The 15,914-nt window shown below is 58.0% G+C and carries 14 protein-coding genes; 10 read left to right on the forward strand and 4 right to left on the reverse strand.

Annotated elements, in window-relative coordinates; all coding sequences use genetic code 11:
• Window positions 1–112 precede the first annotated feature (112 nt).
• The 3 genes from AC6I8P_RS06710 to AC6I8P_RS06720 all read left to right on the forward strand — a co-directional run bounded on the left by AC6I8P_RS06710 (window position 113) and on the right by AC6I8P_RS06720 (window position 3,609).
• Window positions 113–1,579 carry an amino acid permease gene (locus tag AC6I8P_RS06710; protein ID WP_021509272.1) on the forward strand — a complete coding sequence of 489 codons (1,467 nt, stop codon included), beginning with the start codon at window positions 113–115 and terminating at the stop codon, window positions 1,577–1,579.
• 162 nt (window positions 1,580–1,741) lie between these two features.
• Window positions 1,742–2,821: a FecCD family ABC transporter permease gene (locus tag AC6I8P_RS06715; protein WP_315655068.1), complete on the forward strand. Its 1,080-nt coding sequence runs from the start codon at window positions 1,742–1,744 to the stop codon at window positions 2,819–2,821.
• Window positions 2,821–3,609, forward strand: coding sequence for an ABC transporter ATP-binding protein (locus AC6I8P_RS06720; RefSeq protein ID WP_141495207.1), 789 nt, complete (start codon window positions 2,821–2,823; stop codon window positions 3,607–3,609). Before AC6I8P_RS06715 ends, AC6I8P_RS06720 begins: the two co-directional genes overlap by 1 nt.
• Before the next feature lie 47 nt (window positions 3,610–3,656).
• Here AC6I8P_RS06720 and fghA read toward each other — a convergent pair whose 3' ends face one another.
• Genes fghA through ptrR form a run of 3 tightly spaced genes read right to left on the reverse strand, consistent with a single transcriptional unit; the run spans window position 3,657 to window position 6,593 of the window.
• Complete coding sequence (fghA, locus tag AC6I8P_RS06725) at window positions 3,657–4,499, reverse strand: S-formylglutathione hydrolase (RefSeq protein ID WP_021509275.1); 843 nt, start codon at window positions 4,497–4,499, stop codon at window positions 3,657–3,659.
• Between the two features lie 12 nt (window positions 4,500–4,511).
• Complete coding sequence (locus tag AC6I8P_RS06730) at window positions 4,512–5,636, reverse strand: S-(hydroxymethyl)glutathione dehydrogenase/class III alcohol dehydrogenase (RefSeq protein ID WP_152390648.1); 1,125 nt, start codon at window positions 5,634–5,636, stop codon at window positions 4,512–4,514.
• A gap of 45 nt (window positions 5,637–5,681) precedes the next feature.
• Window positions 5,682–6,593, reverse strand: coding sequence for a putrescine utilization regulator PtrR (gene ptrR / locus AC6I8P_RS06735; protein WP_058757258.1), 912 nt, complete (start codon window positions 6,591–6,593; stop codon window positions 5,682–5,684).
• 103 nt (window positions 6,594–6,696) lie between these two features.
• Between ptrR and AC6I8P_RS06740 the strand changes: the two genes are divergently transcribed.
• The 7 genes from AC6I8P_RS06740 to mglC all read left to right on the forward strand — a co-directional run bounded on the left by AC6I8P_RS06740 (window position 6,697) and on the right by mglC (window position 14,939).
• Entirely contained in the window at window positions 6,697–7,827 is a 1,131-nt protein-coding gene (locus AC6I8P_RS06740; RefSeq protein ID WP_127834345.1) for a YbfB/YjiJ family MFS transporter, read from the forward strand.
• A 124-nt stretch (window positions 7,828–7,951) separates the two neighbouring features.
• Window positions 7,952–8,617 carry a GTP cyclohydrolase I FolE gene (gene folE / locus AC6I8P_RS06745; RefSeq protein WP_021509279.1) on the forward strand — a complete coding sequence of 222 codons (666 nt, stop codon included), beginning with the start codon at window positions 7,952–7,954 and terminating at the stop codon, window positions 8,615–8,617.
• Between the two features lie 54 nt (window positions 8,618–8,671).
• Window positions 8,672–9,832: a DUF418 domain-containing protein YeiB gene (gene yeiB / locus AC6I8P_RS06750; protein ID WP_498031073.1), complete on the forward strand. Its 1,161-nt coding sequence runs from the start codon at window positions 8,672–8,674 to the stop codon at window positions 9,830–9,832.
• 141 nt (window positions 9,833–9,973) lie between these two features.
• A complete protein-coding gene (galS, locus tag AC6I8P_RS06755; RefSeq protein ID WP_021509281.1) occupies window positions 9,974–11,014 on the forward strand; it encodes an HTH-type transcriptional regulator GalS in 1,041 nt (346 codons plus the stop codon).
• 308 nt (window positions 11,015–11,322) lie between these two features.
• Window positions 11,323–12,318, forward strand: coding sequence for a galactose/glucose ABC transporter substrate-binding protein MglB (gene mglB, locus AC6I8P_RS06760; protein WP_021509282.1), 996 nt, complete (start codon window positions 11,323–11,325; stop codon window positions 12,316–12,318).
• Between the two features lie 71 nt (window positions 12,319–12,389).
• Window positions 12,390–13,910: a galactose/methyl galactoside ABC transporter ATP-binding protein MglA gene (gene mglA / locus AC6I8P_RS06765; RefSeq protein WP_021509283.1), complete on the forward strand. Its 1,521-nt coding sequence runs from the start codon at window positions 12,390–12,392 to the stop codon at window positions 13,908–13,910.
• A gap of 18 nt (window positions 13,911–13,928) precedes the next feature.
• Complete coding sequence (gene mglC / locus AC6I8P_RS06770; RefSeq protein ID WP_021509284.1) at window positions 13,929–14,939, forward strand: galactose/methyl galactoside ABC transporter permease MglC; 1,011 nt, start codon at window positions 13,929–13,931, stop codon at window positions 14,937–14,939.
• 191 nt (window positions 14,940–15,130) lie between these two features.
• Here mglC and sanA read toward each other — a convergent pair whose 3' ends face one another.
• Window positions 15,131–15,850, reverse strand: a complete 720-nt coding sequence (sanA, locus tag AC6I8P_RS06775; protein ID WP_104093252.1) for an outer membrane permeability protein SanA — start codon at window positions 15,848–15,850, stop codon at window positions 15,131–15,133.
• Between the last annotated feature and the right edge of the window lie 64 nt (window positions 15,851–15,914).

Consider the following 15,914-nt stretch of genomic DNA (forward strand, 5'->3'; position numbering starts at 1 on the left):
TAATAATTCCCGGCCGATTATGAAGGTAACTAATAACCCGAGGCGAATGCTATACAGTGCAGGCTTTGCTGCTACAATCGCGCCTTATTTTTATCCAGCATAGCGTTTACACATGCATAATGACTCAAAAACAACACAACAACCTGGGCTGCGCCGTGAATTAAAAGCGCGCCATCTCACCATGATCGCCATTGGCGGTTCTATCGGCACCGGCCTGTTTGTCGCCTCGGGTGCCACTATCTCTCAGGCGGGTCCTGGCGGTGCGTTACTCTCCTACGCGCTGATCGGCCTGATGGTCTACTTCCTGATGACCAGCCTCGGCGAACTGGCGGCGTTTATGCCGGTCTCCGGTTCCTTTGCCACCTACGGCGCCAAATATGTCGAAGAGGGCTTCGGCTTCGCGCTGGGCTGGAACTACTGGTACAACTGGGCGGTGACCATCGCCGTTGACCTCGTCGCCTCACAGCTGGTGATGAACTACTGGTTCCCGGACACGCCAGGCTGGATCTGGAGCGCGCTGTTCCTCGGTCTGATGTTCCTGCTCAACTACATTTCGGTCAAAGGCTTCGGCGAGGCGGAATACTGGTTCTCACTGATCAAAGTCGCCACCGTCATCATCTTTATTGTGGTCGGTGTGCTGATGATTACCGGCATCCTGCGCGGCGCGGAAAATGCTGGCTGGCACAACTGGACGGTGGGAGATGCGCCGTTTGCGGGCGGGTTTGCGGCGATGATTGGCGTGGCGATGATTGTCGGCTTCTCCTTCCAGGGCACCGAACTGATCGGGATTGCCGCCGGTGAATCAGAAGACCCGGCGAAGAATATCCCGCGCGCGGTGCGCCAGGTGTTCTGGCGCATTCTGCTGTTCTATGTGTTCGCGATCCTGATCATCAGCCTGATTCTGCCGTATACCGATCCGCAACTGCTGCATAACGATGTCACCGATATCAGCGTCAGCCCGTTCACGCTGGTGTTCCAGAATGCCGGTCTGCTGTCCGCAGCGGCGGTGATGAACGCGGTGATCCTGACGGCGGTGCTGTCGGCGGGTAACTCCGGCATGTACGCCTCAACGCGTATGCTGTTTAACCTGGCGCAGGAAGGCAAGGCACCGCGCATTTTTGCGAAACTGTCGAAAGGTGGCGTACCGCGCAATGCCCTGCTGGCGACCACGGTGGTGGCAGCGCTGTGCTTCCTGACCTCGAAATTTGGCAATCAGGAAGTGTACCTGTGGCTGCTGAATACGTCAGGGATGACCGGCTTTATCGCCTGGCTCGGTATTGCTATCAGCCATTATCGCTTCCGCCGCGGCTATGTGGCACAGGGGCTGAATCTGGCCGATCTGCCTTACCGCTCCGGCTTCTTCCCGCTGGGTCCGATGTTTGCGTTCGCGCTGTGTCTGATCATTACGCTGGGGCAGAATTATCAGGCATTCCTCGCCGATCGCATCGACTGGTACGGCGTAGCCGCAACCTATATCGGCATTCCGCTGTTCCTGGTGATCTGGCTGGGCTATAAGCTGACGCGCGGCACCCGCTTCGTGAAATACAGCGAGATGGAATTCCCCTCCTTTAAGCAGTAATGCCTGACAACGCGGCCACGGCCGCGTTTTTTTTTGCGATCTATTACGCTATGCAAACCTGGCGCAAACCATTCGGGCTTTGTTACAGAGACAGCATTGATAATTATTATCACCTGCTCTATTGTGGCAGCCGTTATAAGGCGACAGGAAACAGGTAGAACAATGCGTAGTACGGACTCCGCGCTGGTGGCGGAACATGGCACCGAAGCCGATACCCTGACCCGTTATCGTCAGGTTCTGCGTCAGCGACTGCTGCTGATTGGTGTGCTGGTGCTGGCGATCCTCGCTTCAGTTATCCTCGATTTCACCCTTGGCCCGGCCGGCCTGACTCTCGACACGCTGTGGCAAACGCTGCTCCATCCCGCAGCGGTGGACGCCGGCACGCGCGTGATCGTCTGGGACATCCGTCTGCCGTATGCGCTGATGGCGGTGGTGGTCGGCTTCTCACTCGGCCTCGCCGGTGCTGAAATGCAGACCATCCTCAATAACCCGCTGGCCAGCCCGTTTACGCTCGGCGTCTCGTCGGCAGCGGCGTTTGGTGCCGCGCTGGCGATCATTCTCGGCATTGGTATTCCCGGCGTGCCGGACCAGTGGCTGATCTCCGCCAATGCCTTTGTCTTCGCCTTGTTTGCCGCGCTGATGCTGGATGGCATCACGCGCTGGACCAAAGTCTCAACTTCCGGCGTGGTGCTGTTTGGCATCGCGCTGGTGTTCACCTTTAACGCCCTGGTTTCGATGATGCAGTTCATCGCCAGCGAAGATACGCTGCAGGGCCTGGTGTTCTGGACCATGGGCAGTCTGGCGCGTGCTTCATGGGAAAAACTGGGCGTGCTGAGCGCCGCCTTTGTCATCCTGCTGCCGTTCTCGATGCTCAGCAGCTGGAAACTCACGGCGCTGCGCCTGGGTGAAGATCGCGCGGTGAGCTTCGGCATTGATGTGCGGCGTCTGCGGCTGGCGACGCTGTTGCGCATCAGCATTCTCTCGGCGCTGGCGGTGGCATTCGTCGGCCCGATCGGCTTTATCGGCCTGGTCGCGCCGCACATTGCGCGCATGATGTTTGGTGAAGATCACCGCTACTATCTGCCGGCCAGTGCGCTGACCGGCGCGCTGGTGCTGTCGCTGGCGTCGGTGGCCTCGAAAAACCTCATTCCCGGCGTCATCATTCCGGTCGGCATCGTCACCTCGCTGGTGGGCGTGCCGTTCTTTCTCAGCATTATTCTGCGGCATCGGGGGACAGTGTGATGGAGCAGGGCTTACGCGTCAGCCACTTTTACGCCGGTTACCCGAAGCGGAACGTCATCGAGGATCTCAATGTCACGCAACTGCCACGCGGCAAAATTACCGTGCTGCTGGGGCCCAACGGCTGCGGCAAATCGACGCTGCTGCGCGCGCTGGCCGGTCTGAGCAAAGGGCAGGGCGAGCTGTGGCTCAACGGTGAAGAGCTGATGAGCCAGCCGTTTGCCCGGCGCGCGCAGCGCGTGGTCTATCTGCCGCAGACGCTGCCAGCCGGTGTGCATCTGCACGTGCTGGAGTCGATCATCGTGGCGCAGCGTGCCTCCGGCGGATTACACAGCGCCGCCAGTGAAGCGGAAATCATGCACCTGCTGGAGCAGCTGGGCATTGCCCATCTGGCGATGCGCTACCTCGATCAGCTGTCCGGCGGCCAGAAGCAGCTGGTTGGGCTGGCGCAGTCGCTGATTCGCCGTCCGGAACTGCTGCTGCTGGATGAACCGCTCAGCGCGCTGGATTTGAATTATCAGTTCCACGTGATGGATTTGGTGCGGCGCGAAACCCGGCTGCGCAACATGGTAACGGTGGTGGTGGTGCATGATATCAACATCGCGCTGCGTCATGCCGATCACGCGCTGATGCTGAAGCAGGGGCAACTGCTGGCCGACGGTGTGCCGTCGCAGGTGATTACGCCGGAGACGCTGGCGCAGGTGTATGGCGTGCGCGGCCGCATTGAGCACTGCTCACAGGGCATGCCGCAGGTAATGATTGATGGGCTGGTGGCAGAATCGCTGGCCTGACGCCAGACACGTTCTGCCCCTCAGCATCAGAGGGGCAGAGAAGTGCACTACGCCAGTAAATGCTGCGCGTGGAACCGCAGATGGTCCTCCACAAAGCTGGCGATAAAGAAGTAGCTGTGGTCATACCCCGGCTGGATACGCAGCTCCAGCGGGAAGTTCTGCTCGCGCGCCACTGCTTCCAGCCGCTCCGGGCGTAGCTGATCGGCGAGGAACTGATCGCTATCGCCCTGATCGATCAGCACCGGCAGGCGATGTTCAGCGTTCTGCATCAGCAGGCAGCTATCCCACTCGCGCCACGTCTGGCGATCGTCGCCCAGATAGGCGGCAAAGGCTTTCTGTCCCCACGGCACTTCGGTCGGGTTGACGATTGGCGCAAACGCGGACGCCGACGCAAAGCGCCCGCCGAGGCGCAGCGCCAGCACCAGCGCGCCGTGGCCGCCCATCGAATGCCCCATTACCGACTGGCGATCGCTCAGCTTGAAGTTATCCGCCACCAGCGCCGGCAGCTCCTCGCTGAGATAATCGAACATGCGATAATGTGCCGCCCACGGTTGCTGCGTGGCGTTGAGATAAAACCCGGCACCCTGGCCCAGATCGTACCCGCTGTCATTGGCCACTGCATCGCCGCGCGGGCTGGTGTCCGGCATAATCAGCACCAGACCGAGTTCGGCTGCCACGCGCTGCGCACCGGCTTTGGTGGTGAAGTTCTCATCGTTGCAGGTCAGCCCGGCGAGAAACCACACCACCGGCGGTGGCGCGTCGTCGCGCGGCGGTGGCAGAAAAATGCTGAACGTCATCGGGCAGTTGAGCACGGCGGATTGATGACGCCAGCGCTGCTGCCAGCCGCCAAAAATACGGTGTTCTTCCAGCAGCTCCAGAGTGGATGCCATGTCGCCTCCTGCTTATTTATTAAAATGCACCACGGAACGGATCGATTTGCCTTCATGCATCAGCTCAAATGCCTCGTTGATCTCTTCCAGCGGCATGGTGTGGGTGATGAAATCATTCAGCGCAAACTTACCGTCGAGGTAATCCTGCACGATGCCCGGCAGCTGAGTGCGTCCTTTCACGCCGCCAAACGCCGACCCGCGCCATACGCGACCGGTAACCAGCTGGAACGGCCGGGTAGAAATCTCTTCGCCGGCACCGGCAACGCCGATAATCACTGATTCGCCCCAGCCTTTATGGCAGCACTCCAGCGCGGAGCGCATCACGTTGACGTTACCGATACACTCAAACGAGAAGTCCACGCCGCCGTCGGTCATCTCGACGATAACCTCCTGAATTGGCTTGGAAAAATCTTTCGGATTAACCAGGTCGGTCGCGCCCAGTTTGCGCGCCAGGTCAAACTTGCTGGTATTGATATCAATACCGATGATGCGACCGGCCTTCGCCATTTTCGCCCCAATGATCGCCGACAGGCCAATACCGCCGAGGCCGAAAATCGCCACGGTGTCGCCTTCTTTCACTTTGGCGGTATTCATCACCGCGCCCATGCCGGTGGTTACGCCACAGCCGAGCAGGCACACTTCTTCCAGCGGCGCTTCTTTGCTGATTTTCGCCAGGGAGATTTCCGGTACGACGGTGTACTCAGAGAAGGTCGAGGTGCCCATGTAATGGAAGATTGGCTTGCCGTCTTTGAAGAAGCGGGTGGTGCCGTCGGGCATCAGCCCTTTGCCCTGCGTGGTGCGGATTGCCTGACACAGGTTGGTTTTGCCGGAGAGACAGAATTTACACTTGCCGCACTCTGGCGTGTACAGCGGGATCACGTGATCGCCGACCGCCACGCTGGTAACGCCTTCGCCCACCGCTTCAACCACGCCGCCACCTTCGTGACCGAGGATCGCCGGGAATACGCCTTCCGGATCTTTACCTGACAGGGTGTAAGCATCGGTATGGCACACGCCGGTGGCAACGATGCGCACCAGCACTTCCCCTTTCTGTGGCGGCATCAGATCCACTTCTTCAATCTTCAGCGGTTCGCCAGCAGCCCAGGCCACGGCCGCGCGGGTTTTAATCATGTTCATGCAATCCCTCTTCCTGTGATGTCGTGATTGGATAAAAAATAACGCTTACTCAGCGGCCTGCAGCGGATGCAGCAGTTCATCGTTGAGCGGGCGGTCATCAAACATTTCAATAATCAGATACTTCAGCGCCTCAACGTTGGGCGTAAAGGCGTCGCGGCGCCACATCAGCCAGGTGGCCGTGTCGCGCCAGGTCGGCGGCAGGCTGTGCTGCTGCACGCGCGCGCGGGCCGGCATCTGCGCCAGCACCGAGGCGGGAATCATTGCCACGCCGCCACCACCGGCTACGCAGGCGACCATGGCGTGATAAGACTGAATCTCCATAACGCTGTGCGGTGCGCTCTGGCTGTCGCGATACCAGGACTCCAGCCGGGTGCGGTACGAGCAGCTGTTGCCAAAGGCAAACAGCGTATCGCCCTGCGTATCGCGGGCGCTGTGAATCGGCGCGTGTTCGAGGCTGGTGATCAGCACCATCTCTTCACGAAAGGCGATGCAGCCATTCAGGTCGTCATGACTGGCCGGACCGTCCACCAGCGCCGCCGCCAGCGTGCCGGCGCGCACTTTATCGATGATATCGCCTGAGGTGCCGGTCACCAGCGACAGCGCGACGTTGGGGAAGCGCTGATGATAGGCGGCCAGCAATCCCGGCAGGCGGGTGGCGGCGGTGCTCTCCATCGAACCGAAGGCAAAGTTACCACCGGGTTCACCGGCGCGCGCCATGTTCAGCGCCTCGTCGCTCAATGCCAGAATACGCTGCGCATAATTGAGGAAATTGTGGCCCATCGGCGACAAACGAATGCGCTGCTTCTCACGAATAAACAGATCGACGCCGATTTCTTCTTCCAGCTGTCGCAGTCGCGTGGTGAGATTAGACGGCACGCGATGCAGCATTTCGGCGGCGCGCGCCAGTGAGCCGGTTTCGGCCACGGAACAGAACATGCGGAGCTGTACTAAATCCATATTCTCTTCTCGTAAACAACTTGGTTAATATTATTCACTTTTCGTGAGTCTAAACGTCATGCATGCTGCTGACAAGTGATAATCCAATCGATCCGGAGTCAGAATGGCGTGGCGAGTCGCGCTTAGCGCGTTTTTAAGTTTAGTGGTTGCAATGGGGATTGGGCGATTTGCGTTTACCCCGCAGGTGCCGCTGATGATTCACGACGATCAGCTCACGCTCGCCAGCGCCAGCCTGGTCGCGGCGCTGAACTATCTCGGTTATCTGGCCGGATCGTTTGACGCGATGCGCGCGCAGCGGCGCGTGGAGTGGCGGCTGCAGCTGGGTGTCTGGGGTGCCGTCGCGCTGACGTTGCTGTCCGCCTGTATCAGCGGGCCGTGGCTGCATGCGGTGGTGCGTTTTCTGATCGGCGTCGCCAGCGGCTGGGCAATGGTGCTGGTGGCAGCATGGAGCAATGAGCAACTGCTGCATCACGGCCGGCCGGGCCTGTCGGCAGCGGTGTTTGCCGGTCCCGGCACCGGCATCTTCATCAGCGGCATGCTGGCGGTACTGCTGCACGCCAGCGGCGTGAGCGCGGCGTTTGCCTGGGCGGCATATGGTGTGCTGGCGCTTCTGCTAATTGCCGCGATTGCGCGTTTCCTGCCGCGCAGCGGACAGCTGCATCGTCCGCAACAGGCCGCCGCACCGCTGCTGCTGACGCGTGACCTGAAGCGCCTGATCCTCAGCTACAGCCTCGCTGGCTTTGGCTATATTCTGCCCGCCACCTTCCTGTCGCAAATGGCGGCGGCGCGCTTCCCTGATAGCGCTTTTGCGCAGTTTGTCTGGCCGGTGTTTGGCGGGGCGGCGGTGATCGGCATCGTGCTGGGGATCGTGACGCGCCACTGGGGCAGCAGCCATCGGCGGCTGGCGCTGGTGCTGTGGGCGCAGGCGCTGGGCGTGATCGCCGCCATCGTACTGCCGGGCATCAACGGTCTGTTGCTGGCGGCGCTGCTGATTGGCGGCGGCTTTCTCTGCGTGGTGCAGCTGTCGCTGCAGTACAGCCGGGAGCTGGCGCCGCACCACGCGCGCTATCTCGCCGGCCTGCTCACGACCGGTTATGCCATCGGACAGCTCGGTGGGCCGCTGCTGTCCTGGATTTCCAGCCTGCTGTGGCACCGGCTCGATCCGGCGCTGTGGGTGGCCGGAGGCGGGTTGCTGCTGGCGGGGGCGCTGGTGATGCGGCGATCGCCCACCTGAAACGCTTTCATTTCCAATCGGATTGATTGCTGGATTAAGCGCGCGTTGTGTTTCACAATACGCGCTCAGAATTTCCCCCGCAGGCGCAGACCTGCGGGCGCATCACCTGCCGGAGAAGAGTACGATGAGCACCTTAAGTCAGGAAGCCGCCCTGGTTCACGAAGCACTGCTGGCGCGTGGCCTGGAAACGCCATTACGCGCCCCGGTGCGCGACATGGACGACGCGTCACGCAAGCGCGAGATCGCCGGCCACATGACCCAGATTATGCAGCTGCTGAATCTGGACCTGGAAGACGACAGCCTGATGGAGACGCCGCACCGCATCGCCAAGATGTATGTCGACGAAATATTTTCAGGTCTGGATTACGCCAACTTTCCGAAAATCACCGTCATCGAAAACAAGATGAAGGTGGACGAAATGGTCACCGTGCGTGATATCACCCTGACCAGCACCTGTGAACACCACTTCGTGATCATCGACGGCAAAGCCACCGTGGCCTATATCCCTAAAGACAAGGTAATTGGCCTGTCGAAGATCAACCGTATCGTACAGTTCTTCGCCCAGCGTCCGCAGGTGCAGGAGCGTTTGACCCAGCAGGTGCTGGTGGCGCTGCAAACCCTGCTGGGCACCAATAACGTGGCGGTGTCGATCGATGCGGTGCACTACTGCGTGAAAGCGCGCGGCGTCAAAGATGCGACCAGCGCGACCACCACCACTTCACTCGGCGGATTGTTCAAATCGAGCCAGAACACGCGTCAGGAGTTCCTGCGCGCGGTACGCCACAGCTAAGCAGCGCGGGCGGCGTCGTTGTCGCCCGTGTTCCTCTCACCGTCAGGGCACTCGATGCAACGCTATCTCGCGCTGGATTTCATTCGTGGTTGCGCCATTCTCGGCATATTGCTGCTGAATATCGTCGGCTTTGGTCTGCCCTCGGCGGCCTATCTCAATCCGGCCTGGCAGGGTGAAGCCTCCGTTTCTGATGCCTGGACCTGGGCAATCATGGATGGCCTGGCGCAGCTAAAATTCCTGACGCTGTTTGCGCTGCTGTTTGGTGCCGGACTGGCACTGCAGGTGCCGCGCGGCAGCCGCTGGATCTCCTCGCGCTTAACGCTGCTGGTCTTCATCGGGTTCATCCACGCGGTGTTCCTGTGGGAAGGCGACATCCTGCTGGATTATGGCCTGATTGGGTTGATTGTCTGGCGCATGCTGCGTGACGTGCCGTCGGAGCGGGCGCTATTACACACCGGCGTGCTGCTCTATCTGGTGGGCTGTGCCGTGCTGCTGGTGTTTGGCGTCATCTCCAGTCCGCAGCCGACGCGCTCATGGCTGCCGGGCGCGGCAGATCTGGAGTATGAGAGCTACTGGAAACTGGTCGGCGGCTGGGAAGCGGTGCAGAATCGCCTCGAACACCTGTCATCCGGCCTGATGGCGCTGGCTTCGCAGTATGGCTGGCAGCTGGCCGGGCTGATGCTGATCGGTGCCGCGCTGATGCGCAGCGGCTGGCTGAGCGGCCAGTTTAGTCTGCAACACTACCGACGCGCGGCGGCGCTGTTACTGACCATCGGCTGGCTGATTGCCATACCCGGCGTGCTGGCGCAGTGGCTGCTACAGTGGGAATTTCGCTGGAGCGGCTTTTTCCTGCAGGTGCCACGCGATCTTGCCAGTCCGTTTATCAGCCTTGGCTACGCTGCGCTCTGTCTCGGTTACTGGCCGGCCATCGCCGCCACGCGGTTCAGTTACGCCATTCAGTGCGTCGGGCGCATGGCGCTGAGCAATTATCTGCTGCAGACGCTGATCTGCACCACGCTGTTCTACCGCTTCGATCTGTTCCTCAAATTTGACCGCCTGCAGCTACTGGCCTTTGTACCAGCTATCTGGCTGGTCAATATTCTGTTCTCCGTGCTGTGGCTGCGCGTCTTCCCGCAGGGACCGATGGAGTGGCTCTGGCGCCGGCTGACGCAGCTCGCCGCCGGAAAAGCGGATAACGCGTCCACCGGCAGATAATGATGTTCATCACAAAGGTTGCATAATTGTATGTAACCGTTTTCATCCGTGTGACGTAATTCACGCAGCTGTTTCCGATGCCCTGACAGAATAGCGCCGTTACGCGCCAGTCGCGCATTTTCTCCTCTGTGGAACAACTGCATGATAACGATTCGTGATGTCGCCCGTCAGGCCGGGGTTTCCGTTGCCACCGTGTCGCGGGTGCTCAATAACAGCAGTGCAGTCACCTCTGATACCCGCGAAGCCGTGCTGCAGGCGGTTGAATCGCTCGGCTACCGGCCGAATGCCAACGCGCAGGCGCTGGCGACCCAGGTGAGCGATACCATCGGCGTGGTGGTCATGGACGTTTCCGATCCCTTCTTTGGTGCGCTGGTTAAAGCGGTGGATACCGTGGCGCAGCGCATGCACAAGCATGTGCTCATCAGCAATTCGTGGCATCAGGAAGAGAAAGAACGCCATGCCATTGAAGTGCTGATTCGCCAGCGCTGCAACGCGCTGGTGGTGCACGCGAAAACGCTTACAGACGCGGAGCTTGCCCGGTTTATGGATCAGGTTCCCGGTATGGTATTGATTAATCGTACTATTCCCGGTTACGAGCACCGCTGCGTCTGCCTCGACAATGTTACCGGGGCGCAGGTAGCGACGCGCATGCTGTTACAGCAGGGCCATCAGCGCATTGGTTACCTCAGCTCCAGCCATCCGATTGAGGACGTGGCGCAGCGCCGCGACGGCTGGCTGCAGGCACTGGCGGAGCAGGGCATCCGCCCGCCGGAGGGCTGGATTGCGCATGCCGAACCGGACATGCAGGGCGGTGAAGCCGCGATGGTGGAACTGCTGGGGCGCAATCTGCACCTCACTGCGGTGTTCTCCTATAACGATGGCATGGCGGCCGGTGCGCTCACCGCGCTGAAAGATAACGGTATTCAGGTGCCGCAGCATTTCTCTGTCATCGGCTTCGATGACATCCCCATTTCCCGTTACACCGACCCGCAACTAACCACGGTGCGCTATCCCATTGTTTCTATGGCGAAACTGGCGACTGAGCTGGCCCTGCAGGGCGCAGCAGGCACGCTCGATCCGCACGCCGCGCACTGCTTCATGCCTACGCTGGTGCGGCGCCATTCGGTGGCGCAGCGGCAAATTGTGGAGTCGGTCACTAATTCAGGCGATAGCGCCGTGTAACCGTTTCCAATCTGTGATTGTATTCACAGTTAATTAACATGGCGCTCACTATGATGGCAGCGTCTTACCGGACTGAAACATTATGTAACGCCGGGCTTTCCTTCCCCGGTCTGGTTTCAGTAGCCGATTGAAATGGTTCACAACACACTTCAGGAAGCGTTTACCTACAGGGAAGTCAGGATAGCGATGGTGGTCCGGCTTGGTAGCAGCGCCTGCCCCATAAAAAATAGCGTTTCAACCGACTGCGCTGTCTGCCCGCAGGCAATACGGCGCGATGAAATACCCTGCATAAAAAAACCGGAGATACCATGAATAAGAAGGTTTTCACGCTCACAGCACTGGTTGCCAGCATGATGTTTGGTGCAACTGCGCACGCCGCCGATACCCGCATTGGCGTGACAATTTATAAATATGACGACAACTTCATGTCGATGGTGCGCAAGGACATCGAAAAAGAGGCGAAAGCCGTTGGCGGCATTCAGCTGCTGATGAACGACTCACAGAACGACCAATCCAAACAGAACGACCAGATTGACGTGCTGATGGCGAAAGGCGTGAAAGCGCTGGCCATCAACCTGGTGGATCCGGCTGCTGCGGCAGTGGTGATCGACAAAGCGCGCTCGAACGACGTGCCGGTGGTGTTCTTCAACAAAGAGCCTAACGCGAAAGTGCTGGCCAGCTACGACAAAGCTTACTATGTCGGTACCGACTCCAAAGAGTCCGGCATCAAGCAGGGTGAGCTGATCGAGAAACACTGGAAAGCTACGCCAGCCTGGGATCTGAACAAAGACGGTCAGATTCAGTTCGTGCTGCTGAAAGGTGAACCGGGCCATCCGGATGCCGAAGCACGTACCAAATACGTCATCGAAACCCTGAACAAAGACGGCATCAAAACCCAGCAGCTGGCGATGGATACTGCAATGTGGGATACCGCGCAGGCGAAAGACAAAGTGGATGCCTGGCTGTCTGGCCCGAACGCCAACAAAATTGAAGTAATCATCGCGAACAACGATGCGATGGCGATGGGTGCGGTTGAAGCGCTGAAGGCGCACAACAAAACCAGCATTCCGGTGTTTGGTGTTGACGCCCTGCCAGAAGCGCTGGCGCTGGTGAAATCCGGTGCGATGGCCGGTACCGTGCTGAACGATGCGGAAAACCAGGCGAAAGCCACGCTGGACATTGCTAATAACCTGGCCAATGGCAAAGAGCCAACCGCAGGTACTAACTTCAAGATGGACGGCAAAGTGGTCCGCGTACCGTACGTACCGGTTGATAAAGAAAACCTGTCGCAGTTTGTGAAGTAATTCGTCCCGGGCGCGGCTTTTCTGCCGCGCCTTATTGCATCTGACCAACGCTTTTTTTAGCCAGGTAAATTATGGCCAGTGAGAATCCGACCACACAGCGAGAATATCTGCTGGAGATGACGAATGTCTCGAAATCATTTCCAGGGGTGAAAGCCTTAGATAATGTGAATTTAAAAGTGCGGCCGCACTCCGTCCATGCCTTAATGGGTGAAAACGGCGCCGGTAAATCCACTTTATTAAAATGCCTGTTTGGGATTTATAAAAAGGATACGGGGAGCATCCTGTTTCAGGGTGAGGAAATAGATTACAAATCCTCCAAAGAGGCGCTGGAAAATGGCGTTTCAATGGTGCATCAGGAATTAAATCTGGTGCTGCAGCGCAACGTGATGGACAACATGTGGCTGGGGCGCTATCCGCGCAAAGGTCCGTTTGTCGATCAGGATAAAATGTATCGTGATACCAAAGCGATCTTTGATGAATTAGATATTGATATCGATCCGCGCGATAAAGTCGCGACGCTTTCGGTATCGCAAATGCAGATGATTGAAATCGCCAAGGCGTTTTCCTATGACGCGAAAATCGTCATTATGGATGAGCCCACGTCATCGCTGACCGAAAAAGAAGTTAACCACCTGTTCACCATTATCCGTAAGCTGAAAGATCGCGGCTGCGGTATTGTTTATATTTCGCATAAAATGGAAGAAATTTTCCAGCTGTGCGATGAGATCACCATTCTGCGTGACGGCCAGTGGATTGCCACCCAGCCGCTGGAAGGGCTGGACATGGACAAGATCATCGCCATGATGGTCGGCCGTTCGCTCAACCAGCGCTTCCCGGACAAAACTAACGTGCCGGGTGAAGTGATTCTGGAGGTGCGCAATCTGACCTCGCTGCGCCAGCCATCGATCCGTGATATCTCGTTTGATCTGCATAAAGGCGAGATTCTCGGGATTGCCGGCCTGGTGGGCGCCAAGCGTACTGACATTGTGGAAACCTTATTTGGTATCCGTGAGAAGTCGGGCGGCACCATTAAACTGCACGGTAAAGCGATTAATAACCACAGCGCCAACGAAGCCATCAACCATGGTTTTGCGCTGGTAACGGAAGAGCGGCGTTCCACCGGGATTTATGCCTACCTGGATATTGGTTTTAACTCGCTCATTTCTAATATCAAGAAATATAAATCCAGTATGGGTCTGCTGGATAATAAACGCATGAAAAGCGATACCCAGTGGGTCATTGATGCCATGCGGGTGAAAACGCCCGGCCATCATACCCAAATTGGATCGCTCTCCGGCGGTAACCAGCAAAAAGTCATTATTGGTCGCTGGTTATTGACGCAGCCGGAAATACTGATGCTTGATGAACCGACGCGCGGTATTGACGTTGGCGCTAAATTCGAGATTTATCAGCTGATCTCGGAGCTGGCGAAAAAAGAAAAGGGCATCATTATTATCTCTTCTGAAATGCCAGAGCTGCTGGGCATTACCGACCGTATTTTGGTAATGAGTAATGGTCAGGTAGCGGGCATTGTCGATACTAAAACGACCTCGCAGAATGAAATCCTGCGTTTAGCGTCATTACACCTTTAATGAAGCAAGGGCTTTAACATGAAAGCGACTACTAAAAAGAATGCGCTAACCTGGTTAAAAGAGGGCGGCATTTATGTTGTCCTGTTGGTACTGCTGGCGATTATTATTTTCCAGGATCCGACCTTTTTAAGCCTGATGAACCTGAGTAACATTCTGACTCAGTCATCGGTCCGTATTATTATCGCCCTCGGCGTAGCCGGTCTGATCGTGACCCAGGGCACTGACCTGTCGGCGGGTCGCCAGGTGGGTCTGGCGGCGGTGGTGGCAGCAACGCTGCTGCAGTCGATGGATAACGCCAATAAGGTGTTCCCGCATCTGGAAACCGTGCCGATTCCGCTGGTGATTTTGACCGTGTGCATCATCGGTGGCGTGATTGGTCTGGTTAACGGCGTGATCATCGCTTACCTGAAGGTGACGCCGTTTATCACCACGCTGGGCACCATGATCATCGTTTACGGCATCAACTCGCTGTACTACGACTTCGTGGGCGCTTCACCGATTGCCGGTTTTGACGCTGGCTTCTCGAAGTTTGCCCAGGGCTTCCTGCGCTTCGGCGACTTCAAGCTGTCGTTCATCACCTTCTATGCGATTATCGCCATCGTGTTCGTCTGGATCCTGTGGAACAAAACCCGCTTCGGCAAAAACATCTTTGCTATCGGCGGTAACCCGGAAGCGGCGAAAGTCTCTGGCGTTAACGTTCCGCTTAACCTGATCCTGGTGTATGCGCTGTCCGGCGTGTTCTATGCCTTCGGCGGGATGCTGGAAGCGGGCCGTATCGGCAGCGCCACTAACAACCTCGGCTTTATGTATGAGCTGGATGCGATTGCGGCCTGCGTGGTGGGCGGCGTGTCGTTCGCTGGCGGGGTAGGTACCGTCGCGGGTGTGGTGACCGGTGTGATCATCTTCACCGTCATCAACTACGGTCTGACTTACATCGGCGTGAACCCGTACTGGCAGTACATCATCAAGGGCGGCATCATCATCTTCGCCGTGGCGCTTGATTCACTGAAATACGCGCGCAAGAAATAGCAGAGAACAAGGCCACCCATCAGGGCTGCGGCAACGCGGCCCTTTTTGTTTTTATTGCACAATAAGGATAGCGGTGAGAACTGCAGGGGATGGCCGGTATTTTGTAGGGTGCGCATTGATGCGCACCGGCAGCATCGCCGCGATCCTGCTTAACTCACCAACGTCAGATCCGGCTGCTGGCCTCTCGCCGATTATTTCCGCAGCTTCTCTTCCAGCTCGAGCAACTGTTCCGGTGTGACCGCCGGGTAGCTCTGCGCATCTTCCGGCACTTCATGCACCGCCGGAATCGGCACCAGCGGGCCAAGGAAACGCGGCTCGCGCTTCATCAGATAGAGATCCGCCAGCGCACCGAGACGCGCACCCACCTCGCGGAACCGCACCGACAGCATATTCTTGGGCGACGGCACGGCGTAGCACTGCGCCTGAATACCAAGGTGCTGGGCGATATACAGTGCGCGTTCACAGTGGAAGCGCTGGGTAATGATGATGAAGTCGTTGGTGTCGAAGACTTTGCGTGTGCGCACAATCGAATCCAGCGTACGGAAACCGGCATAATCCAGCACGATGTCCGAGGGATCGACGCCAGCTTTGATTAAATCGCGTCGCATGGTCATCGGCTCGTTGTAGCTCTGCAGCGCATTATCGCCGCTCAGTAGCAGATAATTCACCTTGCCGCTGTTGTAAGCGTTGAGCGCGCCCTGAATGCGATACAGGTAATACTGATTGATGACGCCGGTGCGGTAATACTTGGCGGTGCCCAGCACCACGCCGACCTGACGATGCGGCAGCGAAGCGACATCTTCATAAATAAACGGCGCGGTTCGCCAGCTAATCCAGCGATCGAGGCCGAGCGCGGTCGCCATCACCAGTAAGATGATGATAAACAGACCAAAGAAAACGCGTTTAAGTATGCGCACGGGCACTCGGTTGACGAAAATTCAGATGGGTCAAGGCTACTTGAGGCGGCACGGCTAA

It is taken from the genome of gamma proteobacterium symbiont of Lampromicra miyakona (genome assembly GCF_059730895.1).

Bases quoted from the DNA above. Each gene is read 5' to 3' on its own strand.
- mglA (WP_021509283.1), top strand. From the start codon at position 12,390: ATGGCCAGTGAGAATCCGACCACACAGCGAGAATATCTGCTGGAGATG.
- fghA (WP_021509275.1), bottom strand. From the start codon at position 4,499: ATGGCATCCACTCTGGAGCTGCTGGAAGAACACCGTATTTTTGGCGGC.
- AC6I8P_RS06710 (WP_021509272.1), top strand. From the start codon at position 113: ATGCATAATGACTCAAAAACAACACAACAACCTGGGCTGCGCCGTGAA.
- yeiB (WP_498031073.1), top strand. From the start codon at position 8,672: ATGCAACGCTATCTCGCGCTGGATTTCATTCGTGGTTGCGCCATTCTC.
- AC6I8P_RS06720 (WP_141495207.1), top strand. From the start codon at position 2,821: ATGGAGCAGGGCTTACGCGTCAGCCACTTTTACGCCGGTTACCCGAAG.
- mglC (WP_021509284.1), top strand. From the start codon at position 13,929: ATGAAAGCGACTACTAAAAAGAATGCGCTAACCTGGTTAAAAGAGGGC.
- AC6I8P_RS06730 (WP_152390648.1), bottom strand. From the start codon at position 5,636: ATGAACATGATTAAAACCCGCGCGGCCGTGGCCTGGGCTGCTGGCGAA.
- ptrR (WP_058757258.1), bottom strand. From the start codon at position 6,593: ATGGATTTAGTACAGCTCCGCATGTTCTGTTCCGTGGCCGAAACCGGC.
- AC6I8P_RS06740 (WP_127834345.1), top strand. From the start codon at position 6,697: ATGGCGTGGCGAGTCGCGCTTAGCGCGTTTTTAAGTTTAGTGGTTGCA.
- folE (WP_021509279.1), top strand. From the start codon at position 7,952: ATGAGCACCTTAAGTCAGGAAGCCGCCCTGGTTCACGAAGCACTGCTG.
- mglB (WP_021509282.1), top strand. From the start codon at position 11,323: ATGAATAAGAAGGTTTTCACGCTCACAGCACTGGTTGCCAGCATGATG.
- galS (WP_021509281.1), top strand. From the start codon at position 9,974: ATGATAACGATTCGTGATGTCGCCCGTCAGGCCGGGGTTTCCGTTGCC.
- AC6I8P_RS06715 (WP_315655068.1), top strand. From the start codon at position 1,742: ATGCGTAGTACGGACTCCGCGCTGGTGGCGGAACATGGCACCGAAGCC.